The 21,810-nt window shown below is 62.5% G+C and carries 20 protein-coding genes and 1 pseudogene; 8 read left to right on the top strand and 13 right to left on the bottom strand.

What is annotated here, in order from left to right:
• Window positions 1–167 precede the first annotated feature (167 nt).
• Window positions 168–476, top strand: a complete 309-nt coding sequence (locus LXM55_RS31200) for an Arc family DNA-binding protein (RefSeq protein WP_233323941.1) — start codon at window positions 168–170, stop codon at window positions 474–476.
• A 229-nt stretch (window positions 477–705) separates the two neighbouring features.
• Window positions 706–2,895 (top strand): TonB-dependent siderophore receptor, encoded by a 2,190-nt coding sequence (locus tag LXM55_RS31195; protein ID WP_233323940.1) that lies wholly within the window; start codon window positions 706–708, stop codon window positions 2,893–2,895.
• Window positions 2,896–3,584: 689 nt separating this feature from the next.
• Here LXM55_RS31195 and LXM55_RS31190 read toward each other — a convergent pair.
• The 3 genes from LXM55_RS31190 to LXM55_RS31180 form a co-directional block, all read right to left on the bottom strand.
• Entirely contained in the window at window positions 3,585–4,067 is a 483-nt protein-coding gene (locus LXM55_RS31190; RefSeq protein WP_233323939.1) for a DUF4265 domain-containing protein, read from the bottom strand.
• 70 nt (window positions 4,068–4,137) lie between these two features.
• Window positions 4,138–4,824, bottom strand: a complete 687-nt coding sequence (locus tag LXM55_RS31185; RefSeq protein ID WP_233323938.1) for a hypothetical protein — start codon at window positions 4,822–4,824, stop codon at window positions 4,138–4,140.
• Window positions 4,824–5,792, bottom strand: coding sequence for a hypothetical protein (locus LXM55_RS31180; protein ID WP_233323937.1), 969 nt, complete (start codon window positions 5,790–5,792; stop codon window positions 4,824–4,826). The genes LXM55_RS31185 and LXM55_RS31180 overlap by 1 nt, the downstream gene beginning before the upstream one ends.
• A 65-nt stretch (window positions 5,793–5,857) precedes the next feature.
• Between LXM55_RS31180 and LXM55_RS31175 the strand changes: the two are divergent.
• The 3 genes and pseudogenes from LXM55_RS31175 to LXM55_RS31165 form a co-directional block, all read left to right on the top strand.
• Window positions 5,858–6,391: pseudogene (locus LXM55_RS31175) on the top strand (PDDEXK nuclease domain-containing protein); the annotation flags it as partial.
• Between the two features lie 343 nt (window positions 6,392–6,734).
• On the top strand, window positions 6,735–7,118 hold the full coding sequence (locus LXM55_RS31170; protein WP_233323936.1) for a DUF6124 family protein: 384 nt from the start codon (window positions 6,735–6,737) through the stop codon (window positions 7,116–7,118).
• A 308-nt stretch (window positions 7,119–7,426) separates the two neighbouring features.
• Window positions 7,427–8,200: an HNH endonuclease gene (locus LXM55_RS31165; RefSeq protein ID WP_233323935.1), complete on the top strand. Its 774-nt coding sequence runs from the start codon at window positions 7,427–7,429 to the stop codon at window positions 8,198–8,200.
• Window positions 8,201–8,318: 118 nt separating this feature from the next.
• Here LXM55_RS31165 and LXM55_RS31160 read toward each other — a convergent pair whose 3' ends face one another.
• The 6 genes from LXM55_RS31160 to LXM55_RS31135 form a co-directional block, all read right to left on the bottom strand.
• Entirely contained in the window at window positions 8,319–9,338 is a 1,020-nt protein-coding gene (locus tag LXM55_RS31160; RefSeq protein ID WP_233323934.1) for a DUF4238 domain-containing protein, read from the bottom strand.
• Window positions 9,339–9,522: 184 nt separating this feature from the next.
• Window positions 9,523–11,556 (bottom strand): LTA synthase family protein, encoded by a 2,034-nt coding sequence (locus LXM55_RS31155; RefSeq protein ID WP_233323933.1) that lies wholly within the window; start codon window positions 11,554–11,556, stop codon window positions 9,523–9,525.
• Window positions 11,557–11,605: 49 nt separating this feature from the next.
• Window positions 11,606–12,217, bottom strand: coding sequence for a hypothetical protein (locus tag LXM55_RS31150; RefSeq protein WP_233323932.1), 612 nt, complete (start codon window positions 12,215–12,217; stop codon window positions 11,606–11,608).
• Window positions 12,217–13,512 (bottom strand): sialidase family protein, encoded by a 1,296-nt coding sequence (locus tag LXM55_RS31145; protein WP_233323931.1) that lies wholly within the window; start codon window positions 13,510–13,512, stop codon window positions 12,217–12,219. Before LXM55_RS31145 ends, LXM55_RS31150 begins: the two co-directional genes overlap by 1 nt.
• 46 nt (window positions 13,513–13,558) lie before the next feature.
• Window positions 13,559–14,104: a cytochrome b/b6 domain-containing protein gene (locus LXM55_RS31140; protein ID WP_233323930.1), complete on the bottom strand. Its 546-nt coding sequence runs from the start codon at window positions 14,102–14,104 to the stop codon at window positions 13,559–13,561.
• A complete protein-coding gene (locus LXM55_RS31135; RefSeq protein WP_233323929.1) occupies window positions 14,104–14,370 on the bottom strand; it encodes a PepSY domain-containing protein in 267 nt (88 codons plus the stop codon). The genes LXM55_RS31140 and LXM55_RS31135 overlap by 1 nt, the downstream gene beginning before the upstream one ends.
• Before the next feature lie 170 nt (window positions 14,371–14,540).
• Here LXM55_RS31135 and LXM55_RS31130 point away from each other — a divergent pair, with 170 nt between their 5' ends.
• The 3 genes from LXM55_RS31130 (at window position 14,541) to LXM55_RS31120 (ending at window position 17,706) form a co-directional block, all read left to right on the top strand.
• Window positions 14,541–15,203 (top strand): response regulator, encoded by a 663-nt coding sequence (locus LXM55_RS31130; protein WP_233323928.1) that lies wholly within the window; start codon window positions 14,541–14,543, stop codon window positions 15,201–15,203.
• Entirely contained in the window at window positions 15,200–16,582 is a 1,383-nt protein-coding gene (locus tag LXM55_RS31125; RefSeq protein WP_233323927.1) for an ATP-binding protein, read from the top strand. Before LXM55_RS31130 ends, LXM55_RS31125 begins: the two co-directional genes overlap by 4 nt.
• 83 nt (window positions 16,583–16,665) lie before the next feature.
• The gene (locus LXM55_RS31120; RefSeq protein ID WP_233323926.1) at window positions 16,666–17,706 is read left to right on the top strand and encodes a hypothetical protein; all 1,041 of its coding nucleotides are present in this window, start codon (window positions 16,666–16,668) and stop codon (window positions 17,704–17,706) included.
• A gap of 147 nt (window positions 17,707–17,853) precedes the next feature.
• Here the strand turns inward: LXM55_RS31120 and LXM55_RS31115 are convergent, their stop codons facing one another.
• From LXM55_RS31115 to benA, 4 genes are all read right to left on the bottom strand, one after another.
• Window positions 17,854–18,627 carry a 1,6-dihydroxycyclohexa-2,4-diene-1-carboxylate dehydrogenase gene (locus tag LXM55_RS31115; RefSeq protein WP_233323925.1) on the bottom strand — a complete coding sequence of 258 codons (774 nt, stop codon included), beginning with the start codon at window positions 18,625–18,627 and terminating at the stop codon, window positions 17,854–17,856.
• Window positions 18,628–18,712: 85 nt separating this feature from the next.
• Window positions 18,713–19,726: a benzoate 1,2-dioxygenase electron transfer component BenC gene (gene benC, locus LXM55_RS31110; protein ID WP_233323924.1), complete on the bottom strand. Its 1,014-nt coding sequence runs from the start codon at window positions 19,724–19,726 to the stop codon at window positions 18,713–18,715.
• Window positions 19,727–19,736: 10 nt separating this feature from the next.
• Window positions 19,737–20,225, bottom strand: a complete 489-nt coding sequence (benB, locus tag LXM55_RS31105; protein ID WP_233323923.1) for a benzoate 1,2-dioxygenase small subunit — start codon at window positions 20,223–20,225, stop codon at window positions 19,737–19,739.
• On the bottom strand, window positions 20,222–21,586 hold the full coding sequence (gene benA / locus LXM55_RS31100) for a benzoate 1,2-dioxygenase large subunit (RefSeq protein ID WP_233323922.1): 1,365 nt from the start codon (window positions 21,584–21,586) through the stop codon (window positions 20,222–20,224). The genes benB and benA overlap by 4 nt, the downstream gene beginning before the upstream one ends.
• Window positions 21,587–21,810 lie beyond the last annotated feature (224 nt).

Here is a 21,810-nt window from a genome sequence, read left to right as displayed (position 1 = left end):
AGCGGCTGAATGCTCCCGATGAAAAACGGACCTGGATCAGGTCCGCTTTTTCCATCGGATTGCAACGGGGTCTTGTGCCTGCCAGAAACTTCCTAATGAAAAAAGCGTGGTTTTTGTCATGCTTTTAAGAATTTTCCTGAAGCAAGCAAGCCTGCCTCGTTCCTATGATGTTGCTCTTTGACATCATTCCGAGGCCCGCTATGTGCTCCTCCCAGCAAAAGTTCATCATTCGTCTTCCGGGTGAACTGCACACTCAGTTCAAACACATCGCCAAACGCGAAAACCGCAGCATGAACAATGAAATCGTCGATCGGCTGGAAAAATCCCTGGTCAGTGACGAAGCCCGCCAACGGGATGAAAAAATCATCGCCTTACTGCTGCGCAAGGTGGAGGCCCTGGAACATCAGCTCAAGAACCTGCAGATAAACCCTCCGGAACCTGAGCACGACTCGCCAGCCGTTTATGCCAGGAGCTGAGCCGCCGCGCTCCCGACATCGGTCCTGCGCCACTCCCGCCTTTACCCCCTCGCCGCAACTTGTATGATGGCGCCTGCCCGACAGCACGCAGCGACAGCCGCCAGCCACTGGCCTGAAGCCCGCAAGACTCCCCCGCTGTTCCTCACTACACACTCAGGTCGACGCCCGTAGCCCCCCGGAAAACGCCTCCGGCTGCGCCACGGCACGGCGTCGCCTTCAAGGACTGTTCATGAGCCGGATTCACCCGACTGCCCGCGTGCACGCCCGCACCACGGGGTTGCCTTTCAATCGTCTGACCCTGGGCCTGCTGCTGGCCGGTAGCAGCATGGCCAGCAACGCCGCCAGCACCCAGCTGCCGACCCAGACCGTCAGTGGCGAGGAACCATACGGCTATCGCAGCGACAGCGCCTCGGTGGGCAGCTTCAGCGAAACGCCGCTGCTGGATACCCCGGCCTCCATCAGCGTGATCAACGAAGAACTGATCAAGGACCAGCAGGCGCGCCTGCTCAGCGACGTGCTGAAGAACGACGCCTCGGTGGGCCAGAGCTACGCGCCGGTGGGCTACTACGAGAACTTCGAAGTGCGCGGTTTCTCGCTGAATGCCGCCAGCAGCTACAAGATCAACAACCACACCCTCACTGGCGAGCAGAACGTCGCCCTGGAAAACAAGCAGCGGGTGGAACTGCTCAAGGGCCTTTCCGGCCTGCAAAGCGGCATCAGCGAACCGGGCGGCCTGGTCAACTACGTGACCAAGCGGCCCACGGACATTCGTTCGGTCACCGTCTCCACCGACGATCGCGGCAGCGGCTACCTGGCCACCGATGTCGGCGGCTGGTTCGGCAGCGAACAGCAGTTCGGCCTGCGCGCCAACCTGGCCCATGAAGACCTGCACTCCTACGTCGAACACACCAACGGCCAGCGCGACTTTGCCTCCCTGGCCCTGGACTGGAACATCAGCCCCGACGCCCTGCTGCAACTGGATATCGAATACCAGAACAAACAGCAGCGCTCGGCCCCGGGCTATCAACTGCTGGGCGGTTCCAGCCTGCCGCACCACGCCTCGCCGAAAAAGCTCCTGGGGCACCAGAGCGGGTCGAAGCCGGTGACCAATGAATCGCTGAACATCGGTGGCAATTTCGAATACCGCTTCAATGACGACTGGAAGGGCAGCCTCAGTGCGTCGCGCAGCAAGGTGGTGATCGATGACTACAGTTCGTTTGCCTGGGGTTGCTACGGTTCTACCAGCTGCTCCAGCGTCAAGGTGCCCAATTACTTCAGCCCGGAAGGCAACTACGACATCTACGACTTCCGCAGCCCCGACGACACCCGGCGCAACGATGAGGTGCAGGCGCTGCTCAATGGCCGCTTCGATGCAGCGGGCCTGGGCCATGATTTGACGGTGGGGACCAGTGCGTTCCGCCGGGTAGTGAACAAGCGCGATGCCATTAACGAAATGATCGGCAGCGGCAATATCAACAACGAACCGGAAGATCGTCCTCGCTCCACTGAAGACCTGCGTGACTCCCACAAACGCCTGGACAGCCGCCAATACGGCCTGTTCCTCAGCGACCGCATCAGCTTCAACGAACAGTGGCAGACCGTCCTCGGCGGGCGCGAAGTGCGCCTCGACGAAGAAAGCTTCGACAAGGACGGCGTGCGCGATCGCCACACCCAGCGCTATGTATTCCTGCCCCAGGCGGCGCTGATCTACAAACCGATCAGCGACCTTTCGCTGTACACCCAATACAGCAAGGGCTTGAGCCTGGGTGGCCAGGCACCGTGGTTCGCAGAAAATCGATTCGACACCCTGGCCCCCACCGTCTCGCGGCAGATCGAAGCCGGCATCAAGTACGACTGGCAGCGCATGAGCTTCAGCGCCGCGCTGTTCCAGATGCGCCAGGCCTACCAATACTCGCGCCCCGACGCCGCTGGCGGCTTCACCTATGTCCAGCAGGGCCAACAAAAGAACACCGGCCTGGAACTGGCGGCCAACGGCTGGGCCACCCAGCGCCTGCAGATTGCCGCCAGCGTCGCGGCGATCCGCTCGCGGGTCGAGGGCACCGGCACCCCTGCCTACGAAGGCCACCAGACCCTCAACGTCCCCCGCCTGCGGGCCAGCCTGCAGGGCGACTACGCCCTGCCCTGGCTCGATGGTTTGGCCCTGCTGGGCGGCATGCAGTACAGCGGCAGCAAGTACGCCGACCGCCAGGGCAACGTCGCCACCGGCGCCTACGCCATCTTCAACATCGGCAGCCGCTACAGCACCCGCATTGACGGTTACGACACGGTATTTCGCCTGACCGTGGACAACCTGTTCGACAAGCGCTACTGGCGCGACGCTGGGGAATACATGGGCGACGACTACCTGTTCCAGGGCGCGCCGTTGACGGCGCGGTTGAGTGCTTCAGTGAGTTTCTGAGGCAGACGGCCCCTACGGGGCCGATCGCAGCCTGCGGCAGCGGCTACAACGCCCACGAAATCCCGGGCGTTGTGGCTTGCCGGAAAAACTGCAGCGCCGGCACAAGCCAGCCATCAAAATCTCGACAAACGTACCTTGCCCGTCTCCCGCCCATCCTTGGCGACGAGTCGCCACGGACAGCGTCACTGAGCGCACAGCCTTACCGGCGCTCATATCGGCAACCGCCTTAAGCAAGTCCTCCTGAAACAGCCGCATTTCCTGGCCCATGGCTACGACCTCTCTGCGTGGGATACGCCCTGGTATCGATCAGTACGTCCAGGGTTGCGCTGATGGTTATCCCACAGAACAGCACCGCAATCAGCGCCTCCAGCCTGCCTTACAGAAAAGACAGACCCTTCCTACATCCACCGCAGAAGCCGGCTTGCCGGCGAAGGCGTCCTCAAGCACGCCCTCGCCGGTAAAAAGCACACCCAACGATTGAGCAAACAAAAGGTCGGCACGCCTCTTTCCAATGCCAGTACAAAAGTCTCAATCGTCCAACACGCTGTTGGACGATTAGCGCTCCCCCACGCCCATGCAGGCCCACACCACAGAACGGCCGCTGGAGCACTACCGGGTGCTGACTTGGTCGCTTACTTGGTCGCTACTTGGTCGGTTTGTTGGGTGGCATGCCCAGGCCCCGGGAAAGATCAGCAGTCCAACCACCAGTTCAACAGCGTCTCGTCCTCATCGTCGTCGAGGTTTTTATAGACATTGGCGTAGTACCACTCGATCCCGGTTTGCTCGCGGAAGCGATCGAACACCGCATTGATACGATCCATGCCACTCCTCGCAGGAACAGCGAATGACAGGTTCCCCTCGAACAGCCCATCCAGGGTTCCGCCCAGTTCACCAGCGACCTCGTTTTCAAGCGCACTGATCACCGCCGGATCAATGTAATCGGCATAAATCTGAATGCAGAAATTGCCGCCCCGCTTCAGCACTTGCGCCGGAGCATCGGGATTGCGGATGGAAACGATATCGCCCCGCGCCAGGTTTTGCGCCAGGCCCGGCGAGGACAGCAACTCGTAGGTATCCTCATCGATCTGCCGCGCCAGCAGCTCCTCGCGAACGGCGCCATCGTCATCGGCCATGTACACCTGAATCAGCACAGGGGATTGCTTGTCGTCCATACGAGGCTCCACAGTTTCCACGTTCAACACCTGACCCTTGTTCTGTTACCCAAGGCTTCCCTCCCCTGCCTCAGGGCAACGGCTCAAACCGCCCGCTGCCCTCATTCCACGCAAACCCCGGCAACCTGCAGTCCTGAAAGCCAATCCGCAACGGCTCCCCCTCAGCCTGCACCTGCAAGGTATCCACCCCCAGGTTGCGACACCCCGGCGCCGCAACCGCCAGGGTCTGCAGCAACTTGCCACTGGTCTTGTCCATCACCTCCACCGTCGTGATCCGCTGATCATTGCCCGGCATCGGCACCTGGAAATACCAGCGCTGGGTGGAAGCACTCTGCAACAGCGTGGTGACCGGCTGCGGCCACGAGCGATCCGAATCCACCAGGCCCACCAGCTTCAGCGCAATGGGCAGGGTCTTGCCGGTGCGATAACTGGTCCAGGTGCCGCGCACCTGCTCCTGCTGGCGGGAGTTCATCAAGTCATTGAACTGCAAACGCGCCACCGGCAAGCCCTGCTCGTCCAGCTCATCCATGGCCAGCGTCTTGTTGCTGTAGCTGAAGGTCGGCTTGAGGCGGATCGGCGTGCGATAGCGCTGATAGGCATAGGTGCCCTGGTAGACCGCATTCTGGCTGCCCAGGGTCAAGACAATCGCCTGCTTGCCCAAGGTCCCCTCATACACCCCATGGGACGCCTGCACCGGCAACAACCACAGCGCCAACAACACCGCCGCCAATCCACGGCCAAGATCAAACCCGCGCATCAGAAACGCTCCTCGCCCGACGACAGATATTGCAAACGCTCAGGGCTGATCACCCGGTAATAATCCCAACGCCGAGTGCGCTGGTCGTAATTGATGAAGTCCTGCTTGCTGAACTCCATCTGGCCACTGGGGGAAAAGCGCAGATCGCCGTCCGCAGCGAACTGCTCCATCTGCGGATGGCGCAGGTATTCCCGGCCTTCGCGGTTGAACAGGTAATACTGAGTGGGCGAACACCACTGCCGGCCATCCGCCTCCGTCAGGCGATAGCCCTGGGCGCGGAAATCCATCCGCGCCTCTTCCTGGAAATGGCCAAAGGTCAGGGTTTGGGTGCCCACCGGCGACAGGCACCACTGCCCACGAATGTCCTGCACCTGCCTCCCGGTGTTGCGACTGATCACCCGGATACTGTCCACCTGCCCGACCTCCTCCCCGGCCTTGCGCGCGGCATGCACACTGAAATAGAAATCCCGATCGAACACCGGCTGCAACAACTCCCCATCAAACGCCTCCCGCTGACTGCCGCCAAAACGCGTCACCCGCTGCAACTGCAACGGCTGCTGCGTGCCCGTGCGCAAATCCACCAGACTGCCCTGCAGCGCCTCTGCCCCCTCGGCGAACGGCTGCAACGACACCGCCGTCGCCGGCAGGGTCGGGTTGTCCATGATGTTGATCAACAGCGCGGAGCCAGGGTGGAAAGGGGTGGATTCCAACGCCATGGGCAAGCGCTCGGACTCGGAGAACCAATAGCCGGACATACCGCCGCCGTATTGGGAGTCGTAGGTGAGCGCCAGTTCAACCGGAGTGTCGCCGAGGGTGCCGCGGTAGGTGGTGGTGGGGTTGGCTTGGGCGGTTGGGGTGAGGAGCCCGAGGCCAAGCAGGAGTGCTGTGGTCAGACGGAAAAGGAAGTGTTGCAGGTGACGCTGTTGGCCAGCCCTTGTTTGCGGACTGCTGCCAATGGGCTGGGTCATGCCTGCGCTCCTTGCGGTGGGGAAAAGGGGCGCAGGATAGCAAAATCGATTGAAGGTCAGATGGTTTTGCCAAGGCCTGGCCCGATTCTGAGATTGTCCAACAGGCTATCGGACAATTGCCGTGGGGCCACAATCTGCTGCTGATCACCAAGCTGAAAGTGCCACAAGAGTGCCTGGCCTACGCCCAACGAGCCGTTGAATACGGCTGGTCCCGAAACGTGCTGGGCATGCACATCAAGACTCGCTTGCTGGAGCGTGAAGGCATGGCACAAACCAACTTCTCAACGCAGTTGCCTGCCCCCAACTCGGACCTAGCGCAACGGCTGTTGAAAGACCCTTATGTATTCAATTTTCTCGACGTGACCCGGGAGGCAAACGAGCGCGATATCGAACATGCCTTGGTGCAGCATGTCACCCGCTTTCTGCTGGAATTGGGGGTAGGCTTTGCCTTTGTTGGCCGGCAAGTGGCACTGGAAGTGGGCGGAAAAGACTTCTTCATCGACCTGCTTTTTTAGCACTGCTATGTGGTCATCGAACTGAAGTCTGACAAGTTCAGGCCTGAACACCTGAGCCAACGGGGCTTCTACCTCACAGTCATGGCCCCTATTCTTCGCCCAACTCACAACGCCTTGTAAGGCTAGTCCCTTTCTATCGAGCGACTTTTCCTAGAGAATCCAACCCGCTTGCGCCTGATACTTCGGCTGGCTAGGCTCGGTTCATCACTGCATATCAGTGATCGGGTTTAGCAGCTCGAAACATCACATTGGGCGCATCGACGTCACCTATTGGCAGAGTTTTTCTTCTGCTTTTTATGGTGGCTGTGCGCAGGGCACCTTCGGGTGCGCCGGTTTCCAATGTGACCGGTCTGCTAACCTGCGTACAGCTGCCACTCCTTCGTTTAGCAGCGATAGCTGGCAGCTCCATTCACATTGGAGATGCACCATGAAAAAGCTCGTTCCCGATCCGCCCCTGTCCTTACCTGGACAATTCAGAACCCCCGAACACGATATCGACACCCAGCGTATTCGCCTGGCCCTGGCCTCGAACAACGCCGAGGCATCAATCCTCAGCTCTCTGAAAGACACCGCGCACACCTTCATCGGCCGCGACTCGCTCTTCAACGTGCGCGCCGGTATCAGCGCTGAAGAAGCCTTGATTCATGTGTCGCTGCTGCTCGATTGCGCGGTGCAGGTCAGCGATGAAATCACCGAACGCGCCAGCGGCGTGGAGCGTGGATTGATTTGGTCGATGATCCATTCGGTGGAGATGGCCAGGGCGGTGGTGGATTCGTTGCTGGATGCCAATAGACCGGCGCCTCCTCGGTAATCGACTAAATACTCAAAAGTCCGAAAAATATGGAAGCGGGGTGAAGGATTATTTGCCCCGCTTCTGGTGGGCCGCTTTCACTGGCAAGCCCAGCTCCTACAGATGCTGTAGCCCTTCGATATTGCTTAAGCTCTCTCACTGCCCAGCCACGGCCATAGACAGGTGGTGAGAGGCAACGCGTCCCTCCCCTGCTACGCCCCCTTTCCTACTCACTACTGAACTCCCAAACCTGTTGGGAAAAGAATATCCTTACGGCCTCTTACGCTGTTTCGTACAGTGAATCGGGAAAACTACGGATAGCCCCCCGCATGACCTCTGCATCTACCAGCAATCAATCCAACCCTGCTTGGAGTCGCGACGAGCTCGTTCTTGCCCTGAACTTATATCTCCTCCACCGCAACGGTTTACCCGGTGTCAATCATCCGGATGTTTTGGCGTTATCGCAGGCTCTCAATCTCATCGGCAATGCCACAGGAGTGAGCAAGAACCAGAGCTTTCGTAATGCCAACGGTGTGTGCATGAAGCTCAACAACTTCCGGCGTTGGGACCCGAGCTACACCAATAACGGCCGTACGGGGCTTGCGAAAGGCAATAAGGATGAGCAGTTGGTGTGGCTGGAGTTTGCCAATGACCCGGAGCGTCTTGCTGAGGTTGTGGCGGCGATCAATGCCAATGTTCAGACGATTCCAGCCAGCCCTATCGATTTAAGTGCAGCGGATGACCCGGGCTTCTTCGAGGCAGAGGAAGGCAAAGTGCTCACCCGGGTACATCGGGTGCGGGAAAGAGACAAGAAAATCGTTAAGCGCAAAAAGGAAGAGGCGCTGAAGCAACATGGAGCGCTGCAGTGTGAGGCGTGTGGTTTTAACTTCAGCCAAACCTATGGTGCAGATGTGGAGGGGGTGATTGACGTCCACCACACTAAACCTCTGCACACGCTCCAGCCGGGTGACAAAACTAAGCTCGCTGATTTGGCGTTGTTGTGTGCCAATTGCCATCGGGTGGTGCATTCGCAACGCAAGTGGCTGAGCGTGGCTGAAGTGAAGGAGCGCTACCAAACAAACCTAAAATCAAATACCAATTAATGGTTGTTAAATACCATTTCGCTGACGGCTAACGCCTTCTGAAAGAGGCCAGCTTAAGCGCCCTTGCAAGCTCCAGGGCAGGCCCTACCCCTTAGCTGTTACCTGAAAATTGGTTGATTTAAAGCAGTTGTCGCTCCGCATGACTTTGATCGCGATGCCAATTTTCCCAGATTGCTTTTTCCTCTTTAAACAACTCTGCACACTCAATTCTTGGACGGCGGGCACGCATATCGTGTGTTTTTGTAGAGAACACATAACGATAAGCATGCTCCACAATGATTTTTTCTATCTGCATAGCAAACTCAATGGACACCTTCTTTCCACGAGGAGGCATACGCTGACCAAAACTTGTGAACAATAGATTTTTAGGACTTAGAGGAAGCAGGATAAAGCCACTTTCGCCGCCCCATCTTCCTTTAAAGTTATACGGTTTGCTCAACGTATCCAGGCGTATTACAGGATCATCACTGGTAGACCATTCGAAATCGCCAGGTGCAGTGAAAATCGTCCACTTGTGCTTCATCAGCTCAGGCATCACGTTTTGCAGTACATACCGCGTGGCATCCACCCAAAGCTTGCGGCCAATGAGAGTCTTTGCCTGAATCGTACCGCCTGGTCGATCCGAATGGGGCTCAAAGGTCACTTTTACTGGTGCCGAATCGAGTTGCTGCTGAGTAGGAACTTGAATGTCCAGACCGAGGCTGACTTGGGTTTCCAACTGTTTAAGAGTACGCGGGAGTACCTCGTCTAGTTGGCTTGGAAGATGCTCCTGCTGATACACAAGAAACTCCCTTAGTCGGGCAGGCGTCCGAACATCTTGCGCAGCGAGATACCGTATTAAAAGCTCCCAATCTCGCGGAGTTAAGCGCTGCCCAGTTGTCGCCCTCTCAATGGCAGCTTTAGCCGGAGACTCAAACTCGCTATCCAGCCATCGCTCGAACTCGTCGGTTTCACCTTTGGCGTAGGTGTAGACATAAAGGTGCCGATAGTAAGCAATACCTTTGGGCGTGTACTTTTTCCATTGAGGTACGTTGGGGTTTTGAACCAGCAGGCGATAGGCAAGCACTTTGCCCTCAATCGCCCATTGCTTGAGATACAGCTGTGGAACGTAGTGATTGTCATTGTGTTGCTGGGACATGCAGCCTCCTTGCTGACGCTGGCCTGTGGACCTCAACAAAGCTCGATGTTCTCAGCCGTTTTGGCTATAGGTCATCAATCGGGCGCCGAACTTATTAAAGCGACCACTCGATGTCAATCAAGACAACAACACCTGTACCGAAATGTGTGCCAGTACGTTAGTTAATGCGATGAAGTCGAAAGGTCTAACGCACATTCCTATACAGCATCAGGCGTGCCGTTTCGTGCAGCCCCCTAGTCAATTCCAGCAACCGCTGAAACTCTTCGGGGTGTTGCTGGGCCACATCGTCGCGTGGGGTGGGTGAGGCCAAATCGTGCAGAGTCGGTCCGCTGCCGTCGTGCTGCATCTGCAACAAAAAATCCTGGGTCACGCCGCCAATCACCGGAAAGGTCCCTTCCCTCAATACCAGCGGCACCACCCGCTCCCCCTCCGGTGCAGGCTGCTGAATATCCCGCCCCATGGCGCCATTGGTGAAGGGCATCCCGGCCATGCCGGCCACGGTGGGCAGCAGGTCGGCGAGGCCGACGGCTTCTTCGATCACTCTGGGCTGCAACATCCCTGGGGCATGGATCAGCAGCGGTACGTTGTTGCTTTCCAGCCCTAGCTGTTCAAACGCGGGGGCCATGTGGGGGATCTGGCTGATGCGGGTGTTGTGGTCGCCGAAGAACACGAAAATCGTGTTGTCGTAGTAGCCGCCCGCTTTGGCGATCTCCAGCAGGCGGCCGATGTTGAAGTCCAAGAGGCGCACGGCGTTGTATTGCGCAAGGCTGCGGGAACCGGCGGCTTGGACTTGTTCCAGGGGCAGGTCTTGAGTTTGGAAGCCGTCGTTGTCCTTGGGGATGGTGAACGGGCGGTGGTTGCCGGAGGTTTGCAGGTAGGCGAAGAAGGGTTGGTCCTGGGGGATGGCGCGCAGCAGGCGGTCGCTTTCCTTGAACAGGTCGAGGTCGGAGATGCCCCAGACGTCCACCAGGGGCGATTGCCAGTGGCTTTCGTCGTACAGGCGCACGTTGTCGATGCTTTGGCGGATCAGGCCGTTGATGTTGGCCCAGCCGGCGTTGCCGCCGATCAGGTAGAGCCTGTGGTAGTCGCTGAAGGCGTTGATCAGGCTGTGTTGGCGGGTGATCAGCGGCTGGCGGGTGGCGGTCTCTTGGCGGGTGACGTCGGGCACGCCGGTGATGCTGGCCCACACGGTCTTGGCGGTGCCGGTGACCGGGACGTAGAAGTGTTTGAAGAACCAGCTCTGGCTGGCCAGGCGGTCGAGGTTGGGGGTGGGGTTGAGCGGGTTGCCGTAGGCGCCCACGGCGCTGGTGCCGAGGGATTCGAGCATCACGAAGATGACGTTGGGCGGCCGCGGGCGGTCGATGCGGTAAGGCTGCACGCCTTGTTGGCGGGTGAAGCTGAGGCTTTGCGGGTCGGGCTGGTCGACACCGAGGTAGCGGGCCAGGGCCGGGTAGTGTTGGCGCACTTGGGCTTCGTCGTACTGGGCCTGGCCGGCCTTGAGGGTGTCGTAGAAGAACAGCACGGGGTTCAGGCCCTGGGCGGCGATCTGGTTGTTGCCGGAGAAGTAGGCGTCGCTCCAGCGCAGGGGCACGGGGTTTTCCAGGTTGAGGTTGTCTACCCGGCCCAGCAGGGCGAGGAATACCGCGGCAGTGCCCAGGGCGCTGACGCTGGCCAGGGGCAGCCGGCCAATGGCTTGCGCCGGGCGGTCGAGGGTCAGGCGCTCCAGGCGCAGCAAGGCGTAGCAGCACAGGGCCAGGGCGGCGCCCCAGGCGAGGACGATCCACAGCACCGGGTAGCTTTCCCAGAGCATTTGTCGGGAGATCTGTGCGTCGTCGAGGTAGCGCAGCACGGTGGCGTTGATGCGCACGCCGAGGTAGGCGTAGTGGCCGAAGTCGATGATGTACAGCAGCCCTACCCCGCCCAGCACCAGCAGCAGATAGGCCCGGGCCAGCCAGCGCAGGGCTGGCTGACGCAGCAGGTTGTAGCGCGGCAGCCAGGCCAGCAGGGCCAGGGGCAGCAGTAGCAGCAGGGTCAGGCGCAGGTCGAAGCGCAGGCCGATGCCGAGGGTCTGCAGGATGGCCTCGCGCTCATTGGCGGCGCTCAGGTCGACCCCGGAAAACCCCACGGCGAACAGCAGCCGTAGCAGTGCCAGCAAGCCGAATACCAACCCTATCGCGCCCACGCCGTAGCGCAGGCGGCGTGATTGCAAGCCGCCCATCATTGACCTCTGTGTAGTGTTGTCGAAGGCCGCGGCGCGGCCTGTTGGTTTAGCCGGTAAGGGGCTGCCGGCGGCTGCGCTGGACGAAACGGCGCCACAGCCACAACAGCAGTGCGCCGCTGCCGGCGATCAGGCAGTAGCCCGCCAGCAATGGGTCCAGCAGGTAGTCCCAGTAGTTTTCCGAAGGCTTGAGGCGCAGGGCAAAGGCCAGGGTGCCGACCGCCAGCATCAGCACCCCCAGCAGGTTGCGCTGCCACAGCAGCACCAGCGCCGCCAGGCCCATGAGCACGATCATCGGCCGTGGGTTGTAGCCCCAGCGATAGGGGTCGAAATAGGTCAGGCCCAGGGTCGCGGGGTACAGGCTCAGGGTCAGGCCGATAAACAGCAGCAGGACCTGCACCCGGTGTTTGGCCTGCAAGGGCGCAATCACCCCCAAGCGCCGCAGGCTGGCCCAGCCCAGCAGCACCAGGGTGCTGATGGCCAGGTCATCGGTGAAGCTGCGCACATAGGCCGCCAGCGGCAACTGGTTCAGCGGGATAAAGCTGACCAGGGCCAGCACGGGCAGCAGCCAGGGGCGCCAGGGCGCGGTCAGGCGCAGGCTGCCAAGCAGCACGAAACCCAGAAGGATAAAACTCAGGTGGGCTTGCCACAGGGACAGCATCACAGGCGCTCCGCCAGCCACGCCGCGTTGAAGCTGACGTGCTTGATAAAGGTGTTGTTCCAGGAATAGACCAGGTGGTAAAGGCCGTCCGCACCGCGGCTGAAGTAAGGGTATTCGTACTCGAAGTCGCAGCCCTGGGGCTTGCACACCCGGTAGTCGAGGTTGCTCAGGAAGCGCTGTTCCAGGGGCAGGCGCCGGGCGCCGCTGGAGGCGCGGAAGCCTGCACCGATGATGTCCTTGTAGGCTTCGTGGGAAAACGGCTGGCCCAACGGGTCGGGGGACTGGTCCAGCTCCACCAGCGGGCGCCATTGGCTGAGGCCGGCGTCGGTGCCGTACAGGCTGAGTTTGAAGCGCCCGTCCCGCAGGTCGTTGAGGGCCACCAGCAGGCCCTGGTCGTCGGTGCCCACCGCCGCCAGGGACGAGTTGGGGTTGGACGGTTGCAGCGGATAGGGCTCGCTCCAGGTCTGCCCGGCGTCTTCGGTGCGGCTGGCCAGGACCTTGTGGTGGGTGTCGCCGGCATAGCGCAGCATGGCCACGGCGCGGCGTTCGTCCAGGGGCACGATGGTCGGTTGCAGGGAGTGCTTGCCGCGGCTGATGCGGAATTTGTCGATCACCGCGCCGTCGGCGCTCAGGTACAGGTACTCGGCGAACTTGCCCATGAACTCGTGGTACACCGGCAGGCCGATGGCGCCGTCGGCATGGAACACCGGCGCGGCGCGCACCAGGGTGCTGATATTGAAGAACGGCGAGGTGATCAACTGGCGCGGCGCCGACCAGCTGCGCCCGAGGTCGTCGGAGACCATCAGGTTGATGGCGCTGGTGGCCCAGCCGCCCACCGACACCGAGACGTAGAACATCCACAGGCGCTGGTCCGGGCCGAGGGCGATCACCGGGTTGCCGAGTTTGCGGATGTAGCGCCCGGTGCCGTCACGGGTCGATTCCCGGGTGGCCAGCACCTGCTCGGCGCCCCACTCGCCGCTCTGGGCATCAAAGCGTGCGCTGCGCACCTGGACATCGGCGGCGCCCTCCCGGGAGCCGGCGAACCACACCGCCATCAGGTCGCCGCCGGGCAAGGCGGTCACCGAGGAGGAATGCACGAAGTCATCCAGTTCCGAGGAGACAAAGCGGCTGGTGTATTGCGGTGTGCTGTTGGCCGTGGCCGCGTCGCTGTTCACGGCCGCCTGGGCGAAAGGCGCCAATTGATGAGGTGGATGGCTGCGCCAGGCGGCGATAAAGACTGCGGCCAACAGCAGGCTGCTGCAGAGAAAAATCAGGCGAAAGGACAGCGCACGCATACAGGAACCCGTGGCAAATACAGGGTGGGAACAAGGGAAAAAACCATTAGCGCTTAGCACTGCCCGGCAAGGGCCGGCGGCGGCCGGTGAGCATCGATAACGGCAGGTTGTCGCGCACCTGGAAGCTTTCAAATATCGCCGCGCACATGTGCAGCAGCACCAGCCCCAGCAGCAGATCAGCGCTGGTTTCGTGCACTTGCAGCGGCCAGTCGGCGCCCCACAGGGCATCGACCTCCTCCATCAAGAAACCGCTGATACCGATCAGCAACAAGGCCAGGAGCATTAGCACCATCACTAAAGCCCCGAGGGGCGAATGCCCCAGGCGGTGCTCGGGGCGCCCGGCCAACAGCGAGCGCAGATGCCCCGCCAGCCGGGCCCGGGTCGGCCAGAAGTCGGACCAGCGCGCACTGCGCGGCCCGACAAAACCCCACAGCGTGCGCAACAGCAGCCAGGCCATGGCGTAGTAGCCCAGCCAGACGTGCCAGTCGTCACCGGCCTCATTGAAGAAGTAGTTGCCGATAAAGACCCCGGCGATGGACAGGTGAAACAGTCGCACCAACGGGTCCCACAGCCGCAGGGCAGCTTCTGGCATCAGCCTTTGATCTCGGTCTTCACCGCCTTGCCGGTGACCGGGTCGTGGTAGATCTCGACCTTGCGCTGGTCCTTGTCGAAGCCGTAGATCTCGTAGCAGTTGCCGTCGGTGACCTTGAACTTGCTGATCTGGTAGCCCTGGGCCTTGAGCTGTTCCTGGAAGGCTTTCTGGTCTTGCCATTGCGAGCGTTCGGCGGTGGTGCATTGCGGGCCGGCGAGGGCCAGGGGGCTGGCGAGAACCAGGGACAGCAGCAGGATGTTGCGCATGGAAAAACGCTCCGGTAATGGGGGAGATTCCACTGTGCAAAACCAAGCTTAGTGAAAGCTTAGTTGGCAACGCGCGGTAACATTTTCCCCGCCTAAAACCCCTGCCGGCGAACCCTGGCCGGCGTCATCATGCGCCCCTTCCCTGCTCCTCGCCCTACCGAGAACCGCCCATGCGCCTGCTGCTTGTCGAAGATGATCGTGCCCTCGGCCAGGGCATCCGCGTGGCCCTGAGCGCCGAAGGCTACACCCTGGACTGGCTGCAAGACGGCGCCAGCGCCCTGCATGCCCTGCGCACGGAAAGCTTCGACCTGTTGCTGCTGGACCTGGGCCTGCCGCGGCTCGACGGCCTGGAGCTGTTGCAGCAATTGCGCGCCGCCCGCCAGGACCTGCCGGTGCTGATTCTCACCGCCCGCGACGGCACCGCCGAGCGCATCGCCGGGCTGGATGCCGGGGCCGACGACTACCTGGTCAAGCCCTTCGATGTCGAGGAATTCAAGGCCCGGGTCCGCGCCCTGCTGCGCCGCAGCCAGGGTCGTGCCCAGCCGCTGCTGGAGCACGCCGGCATCTGCCTCGACCCGGCCAACCAGCAGGTGCACTACCAGGACGCCGAGGTGGTGCTCACGCCCATGGAATACCAGTTGCTGCACCAGCTGATGGTGCGCCCGGGCAAGGTGGTGACCCGCGAGCGCTTGTCCCGTGCGCTGTACGGCTGGCAGGACCGGGTCGAGAGCAACACCCTGGAAGTGCTGATCCACAACCTGCGCAAGAAGCTCTGCGGCGAACTGATCCGCACCGTGCGCGGCGTCGGTTATGTGCTGGAGCTCAAGCCATGAACTCGGTGCGCACGCGGATCCTGCTGCCGGTCCTGGTGCTGGTGCTGCTGGGGGACTTGCTGATCAGCTGGCTGGTGCTGCGCGACAGCCACCATGAAATCGAAGAGGTCTACGACGCCCAGCTGGCCCAGAGCGCGCGGCTGCTGCAAGGGGTGCTGCGCCAGCGCGACCCGGCTCAACAGACGGACGCGGCGGACTGGGAGCGCCTGCACCAGGCCTTCGACCAGGCCATGAGCCGGGTCGGCGTGGACGGCGCCGCCCACCCCTATGAAACCCGCCTGACCTTCCAGGTCTGGCGCAACGACGGCCAGTTGTTGATGCGCTCCGCCGAGGCCCCGCTGCTGGAGGCGCCGCCCACCACCCTGGGGGCCCACGACATCCTGGAAAACGGCAAGGACTGGTGCGCCTTCCTGCTGGCCGACCCGCAGCAGGGCCTGCTGATCTGGGTGGGCGAACGCGATGACATTCGCCAGGACCTGATCCAGCGCATCGTGCGCCACACCTTGTGGCCGACCCTGATCGGCGTGCCGCTGCTGGCGCTGCTGATCTGGCTGACCATCGGCTGGGGCCTGGCGCCGCTGCGGGCCATGGCCCGGGCCATTCGCGGGCGCAGCAGCGAAACCCTGCAGCCCCTGAGCTTGCAGCCCCTGCCCCAGGACCTGGAGCCGATGCAGACCGCCCTCAACCAGTTACTGGCCCAGATCGACAGCCTGCTGGAGCGTGAGCGGCGCTTTATCGCCGACGCCGCCCATGAGCTGCGCACGCCCCTGGCGATTTTGCGGATTCATGCGCAGAACGCCCAGAGTGCCGGCACCCCGGAACAGCGCCGGGAAGCCCTGGACTTTCTGGTCAACGGCGTCGACCGCGCCACGCGTATCGCCAGCCAGCTGCTGACCATGGCGCGCATCGAGCCGCAGTTGCACAGCCCGCGCCTGAGCCGGGTCGATCTCAGCGCCCTGGTGCGCGAAGAGCTGGCAGAACTGACGCCCCTGGCCCTGGAGAAAGAGGTCGAACTGGTACTGGAAGGCGAAGAAGGCTGGCAGATCGACACCGACCCGGTGGCCCTGGCCATTGCCCTGCAGAACCTGGTGACCAACGCCCTGAACTTTGCCCCCGCAGGCAGCGAAGTGCGGGTTGGCCTGCGGCCCCAGGCCGATGGCGCCATGCACCTGTGCGTGGAAGACGCAGGACCGGGTATCGACGAAAAAGATCGCGGGCGTTTGCTGGAGCGCTTCTACAGCCAGGGCAACGCCCATGGCGCCGGGTTGGGGCTGGCGATCGTGCAGATGATCGTCAGCAAGATCGGTGGCCACCTGGAATTGCACAATCGGCCCGAGGGCGGGTTGTGCGCGCGCTTGCTGCTGAAACCGGCGCTTTAGTCGGCGGCGCGCAGGGCCGAGGCATCGGCCGCCGCGTTTCAGCTATGATGCGCGCCCGTCAGACAACTGGAAGTCCGATCCCCATGCTCAAGCCTCTGTCCCTCTTGGCCCTGCTGGCCCTGGCCGGTGTTTCAGCGCACGCCAGCGCCGCCTCCACCGACCTCGCTGGGGTATGGCAAGGCACCCTGGGGAAATCGGCGATTACCGCCTGCTTCAACGCCGCCCCCAACAGCAACGGCAGCTACTACTACCAGCGTTTTGTCACGCCGATCCAGCTGACTCAGGCCCAGGCCGGCGAGCCCTGGGTCGAGGACCGCAAGACCGGCTTCTGGCAGCTCGACGCGCCCCAGGGCGATCACCTGAGCGGCACCTGGAGCAAGGCTCCGGGCGCTGCGCCGTTACCCTTGGCACTGACCCGCATCAGTACCGAAGGCTGTGGTGGCGATGCCTACAACGGTCCAATGGAGGCTGCGCCGCTGGCGCTCAAGGTGGTGAACAAGCGCTTCGGCGAACACCGCTACCAGCTCAGGACCCAAGGCGCCCAGGTCAGCCTCAGGTTGGAGGGGGACAGCCCGGCGCTGAAGAACATCAACCGACAGTTGGAGCGCCTGGCCATCAGCCCCGAGGGCCAGGAGGAATTTTTCAGCGAGCGCCGCGAATACCTGGGCCGCAACGGCTCCGGCTACACCAGCGAAATCACCGTCGAGCCCCACTATTGGTCGTCGCAGTGGCTCACCGTCAGGTTCTATCGCTGGGCCGCCGGCACCGGACGCAATGGCATCAGCTGGGGCCTGCACAGCTGGAACCTCAAGACCGGCGAAAGCGTCGACCCCTGGACCTGGCTGGGCGGCCGCCGGCAGTGGTACGACGCCTACTCCGGCCAGGTGAAACTGGCCCCCGGCTTCGCCACCTGGCTCGAAAAGCAGACCACCAAGGACGCCGATTGCCCGGCCGTCAGCAGCTATTCGAACTACGACCTGAGCTTCAACACCCAAGGCCTGCAACTCTCGACCCCCGCCTACGGTGACAGTTGCGACAATGAGCTGAGTTTCACCTGGGAACAGCTGGCGCCGGTGCTGTCGGCCGAGGGCAAGGCAGCGCTGCCCAGTTTGCGTTTGCCTTGACGCCACGGCCACGGGGCCACGGCGTTTATCAACCCCCGTTCGAGCACCGCCTGAGCCGTCAGCAGCGGGGCAACGCCCAACAGGCGGACTCGCGGGCATCAGCTTCGCCAGTTGCATCAAGCCGATGCACTGCCCTGCCGAGCCGGTTCAGCCCAGATCCCCGCCGCCCACCGGCAGCACCGTGCCAGTGATGTAGGACGCTTCGTCGGAGGCCAGGAACAGGATCGCCGCCGCCTGCTCGTCAACGCTGCCGTAGCGGTGCATCAGGCTGCTATCCAGGGTCTGGTCGACGATCTGCTGGTACCAGGCCTGCTCTTCGGCACTGGGCTCGGCACTGTTGCGCGGAATGCGCCGCGGCGGTGCCTCGGTGCCGCCGGGGGCGGTGGCGTTGACCCGCACGCCACGGCCGGCGGTTTCGAAGGCCAGGCAGGCAGTCAATGCGTTGATGCCGCCCTTGGCTGCGCCGTAGGGCACGCGGTTGAGGCTGCGGGTGGCGATGGACGAGACGTTGACGATGGCGCCACGGCCCTGCTCCAGCATCTGCGGCAAGGCGGCGTGGCAGCACCACAGGGTCGGAAACAGCGAGCGGCGCACTTCGGCTTCGATCTGCGCCGGCTCGTAGTGCTCGAAGGGCTTGGCCCAGATGGTGCCGCCGACGTTGTTGACCAGCACATCGAGGCGGCCGAAATGGCCGACGGCGGCGACCATGATCCGGCTGCATTCGCTGTACTGCTCCAGGTCGGCGGTCAGGGCCAGGACCGGGTAGCGAGGGCTGAGTTCGGCGGCCAGTTCGAAGACCAGTTCCGAGCGGTCCACCAGCACCACGCGGGCGCCCTCTTCGGCCAGGCGTTCGGCGACGCGACGGCCGATGCCTTGGGCGGCGCCGGTGACCAGGGCGACTTGGTTGTGGAAGCGCTTCATGAAGACCTCGTGAGAACAAAAGGATGGCAAGGACGCGGCTCCACGTAGGAGCCGGCTGGCCAGCTCCTACCAAGGGGCACGCTCTTTACGCGGCGCTGGCGGCGAACTTCTCATAGTAGAAGTTCGCCGGGGCGATGCCCTGCCCGCGGATGAACTGGCTCACCGCCTCGACCATCGGCGGCGGCCCGCACAGGTAGACGTCCACATCGCCCTGGTTGAGGTGCGCCGGTTCGATGTGCTGGGTCACGTAGCCCTTGCGCGGGTACTGGCTCTCGGGGTTGGCCACGCAGGCGCTGAAGCTGAACTGCGGGATGCGCGCGGCAAAGTCTTCCAGGCGCTCCAGTTCCACCAGGTCGAAATCGTTGGTCACGCCGTAGATCAAATGCAGCGGGTGCTCGCTGCCCTGCTCGGCGATTTTCTCCAGCATGGCGGTGAACGGCGCCAGCCCGGTGCCGCCCGCCAGCAACAGCAAGGGCCGGCGGATGTCCCGCAGGTAGAAGCTGCCCAGGGGCCCGGCCAGGGTCATGCTGTCGCCGGCTTTGGCAAGACCGGTGAGGAAGCTGCTCATCAGGCCGCCGGGCACATTGCGGATCAGGAAACTGACCTCGCCGTCGCGCTGCAGCGAGCTGAAGGAATAGGCTCGGGTTTGTTCGCTGCCGGGCACCCCGAGGTTGACGTATTGCCCCGGCAGGAACGCCAGCTGGCTCAGGGCTTCGCCCTTGATCGACAGGGCGATGGTGCTGTCGGAGAGCTGGCGCACGGCGCTGATGCGGGCCTGGAAACTGCCCTGCCCGGCGCGGCAGACCTGGGACGAAGCCGGCACCCGCACCACGCAATCGCTCAAGGCGCGCATCTGGCAAGTGAGGACAAACCCCTGCTCGGCCTCGTCGGCGCTCAGGGCGTCTTCGATGTAGTCCTCGCCCAGCTCGTAGCGCCCGGCTTCGGCCAGGCATTTGCAGGTGCCGCAGGCGCCGTCGCGGCAGTCCAGGGGAATGTTGATGCCTTGGCGATAGGCGGCGTCGGCCACGGTTTCGCCCGGGTTGGCGTTGACGAAACGGGTCACGCCGTCTTCGAAATTGAGTGCGATTTGATGGCTCATGGCAGTCGCCTCAGAGGTGGTAGATATCGACGACCTGGCGAACGTAGTCGTTCTTCAGGATGACTTTCTTGGCCAGGATCCGCGGGCTCTTGCCGCGCAGGTCGAGGGTGTAGAAGCTGCAGCCGAAGTAGCTGTCCACGGTCTTGTAGCGAAAGCTCAGGGTGTGCCAGTTGAAGCGCAGCTTGCACAGGCCGTCGCCCTGCTCCAGCAGCTCGATATTGCTCAGGTTGTGGGAGGTGCGGGTGTCGGGAATGCTGGCGCTGGAGCGCTCGGTCTTGATGCGGAACACCCGGTCTTCCAGGCCGCTGCGGTTGCCGTACCAGATCAGCGAGATTTCCCGCTGCGGGTCTTCGGTCAGTTGGTCGCTGTCGTCCCAGGAGGGCATCCAGAAGGTCGCGTCCGGGGCGTAGAGTTCCAGCCAGTTGTCCCAGTCCTTGTCGTCCAGGTAGCGGGCTTCTCGGTACAGGAAATCGCGCACGGTGTCGTAGGAAATGGTCATTGCACGGCCTCCACGTCGATCCGGCGAGAGGCTTCACGCTCCAGAGCCGCGAGCAGGGTCTGCTGCCAGTACTTGTGCTGCATCACGAACAGGCCTTCGTCTTCGGTGCGCACGCCGCTGAGGATCGGCTGCAGGTCGATTTCTTTCGCGGCCTCGTCCGCCCCCCGGACCCAATGCTCGGCACCACGGGACATGTCGTTCCAGGCCGTGCTGCTGCCCTGGTAACCGAGCTGGCAGGAACGGAATTCCTCCAGGTCGTCGGGGGTGGCCATGCCGCTGACGTTGAAGAAATCTTCGTACTGGCGGATGCGCCGGGCCCGTGCTTCGTCGCTCTCGCCCTTGGGCGCGATGCAGTAGATGGTGATCTCGGTGCGGTCCACGGAGATCGGCCGGGCGATGCGGATCTGCGAGCTGAACTGGTCCATCAGGTAGACGTTGGGGTACAGGCACAGGTTGCGCGAGTTCTCGATCATCCAGTCGGCCCGGGCCTGGCCGAAGTCCCGGGCCAGCTCGTCACGGCGCTCGTACAGCGGGCGGTCCTCGGGGTTGGACCAGCGGGTCCAGAGCAGCATGTGGCCCTTGTCGAAGGAGTAGAAACCGCCGCCCTGCTTGGCCCAGGTGCCGGCGCTCATGGTGCGGATGTCTTCCCCGGCTTCGCGCTGCTTGCGCTGGTTCTGGGTGGCAGCGTAGTTCCAGTGCACCGAGCTGACGTGGTAGCCATCGGCGCCGTTCTCGGCGGTGAGTTTCCAGTTGCCTTCATAGAGGTAGCTGGAGGAACCGCGCAGCACTTCCAGGCCGTCGGCGGACTGGTCGACGATCATGTCGATGATCTTCGCCGACTCGCCCAGGTGCTCCACCAGGGGCAGCACGTCGGGGTTAAGGCTGCCGAACAGGAAACCGCGGTAGGACTCGAAACGCGCGACACGGGTCAGGTCGTGGGAGCCTTCGCAGTTGAAGCTGGCCGGATAGCCCGCGGCGGCCGGGTCCTTGACTTTGAGCAGCTTGCCGGCGTTGTTGAAGGTCCAGCCGTGGAATGGGCAGGTGAAGGACGCCTTGTTGCCGGTCTTGTGCCGGCAGAGCATGGCGCCGCGATGGCTGCAGGCGTTGATGAAGGCGTTGAGTTCGCCGTTCTTGTTGCGCGCGATGAACACCGGCTGCCGGCCCATGGTGGTGCTGTAGTAGTCGTTGGGGTTGGGGATCTGGCTGTCGTGGGCCAGGTACAGCCAGTTGCCTTCGAAGATGTGCTGCATCTCCAGGTCGAACAGCCGGGGGTCGGTGAACATCTCCCGCTTGCAGCGGTAGACGCCCTGTTCGGGGTCTTCTTCAAGCAGGGAATGCAGGTATTCGGGTCGCAGGGACATGGCCGCCGCCTCCATTGTTTTTATTCAGGCAGGGCCATGCTAGGACGGGGGTTGGCGGGGCAATAGCCGATGCGTGCAGACCTGTATCCGTTTTCTGCAGATTGCTTTGTAGCCGCTACCGCAGGCTGCGAACGGCCCGAAGGGACGCACGGATCTCAAGGCCGCTGGAGGCTCGACTGGCGATCGCCAGGCAAGGTCCTGCGGACCTTTTCGCAGCCTCGCAC

Origin of the sequence: Pseudomonas sp. Au-Pse12, from assembly GCF_021341665.1 — a bacterium.
Taxonomy (GTDB): Bacteria; Pseudomonadota; Gammaproteobacteria; order Pseudomonadales; family Pseudomonadaceae; genus Aquipseudomonas.
Note: the sequence above shows the minus strand (reverse complement) of the source record. Positions and strands in the feature narration are given on the sequence as shown.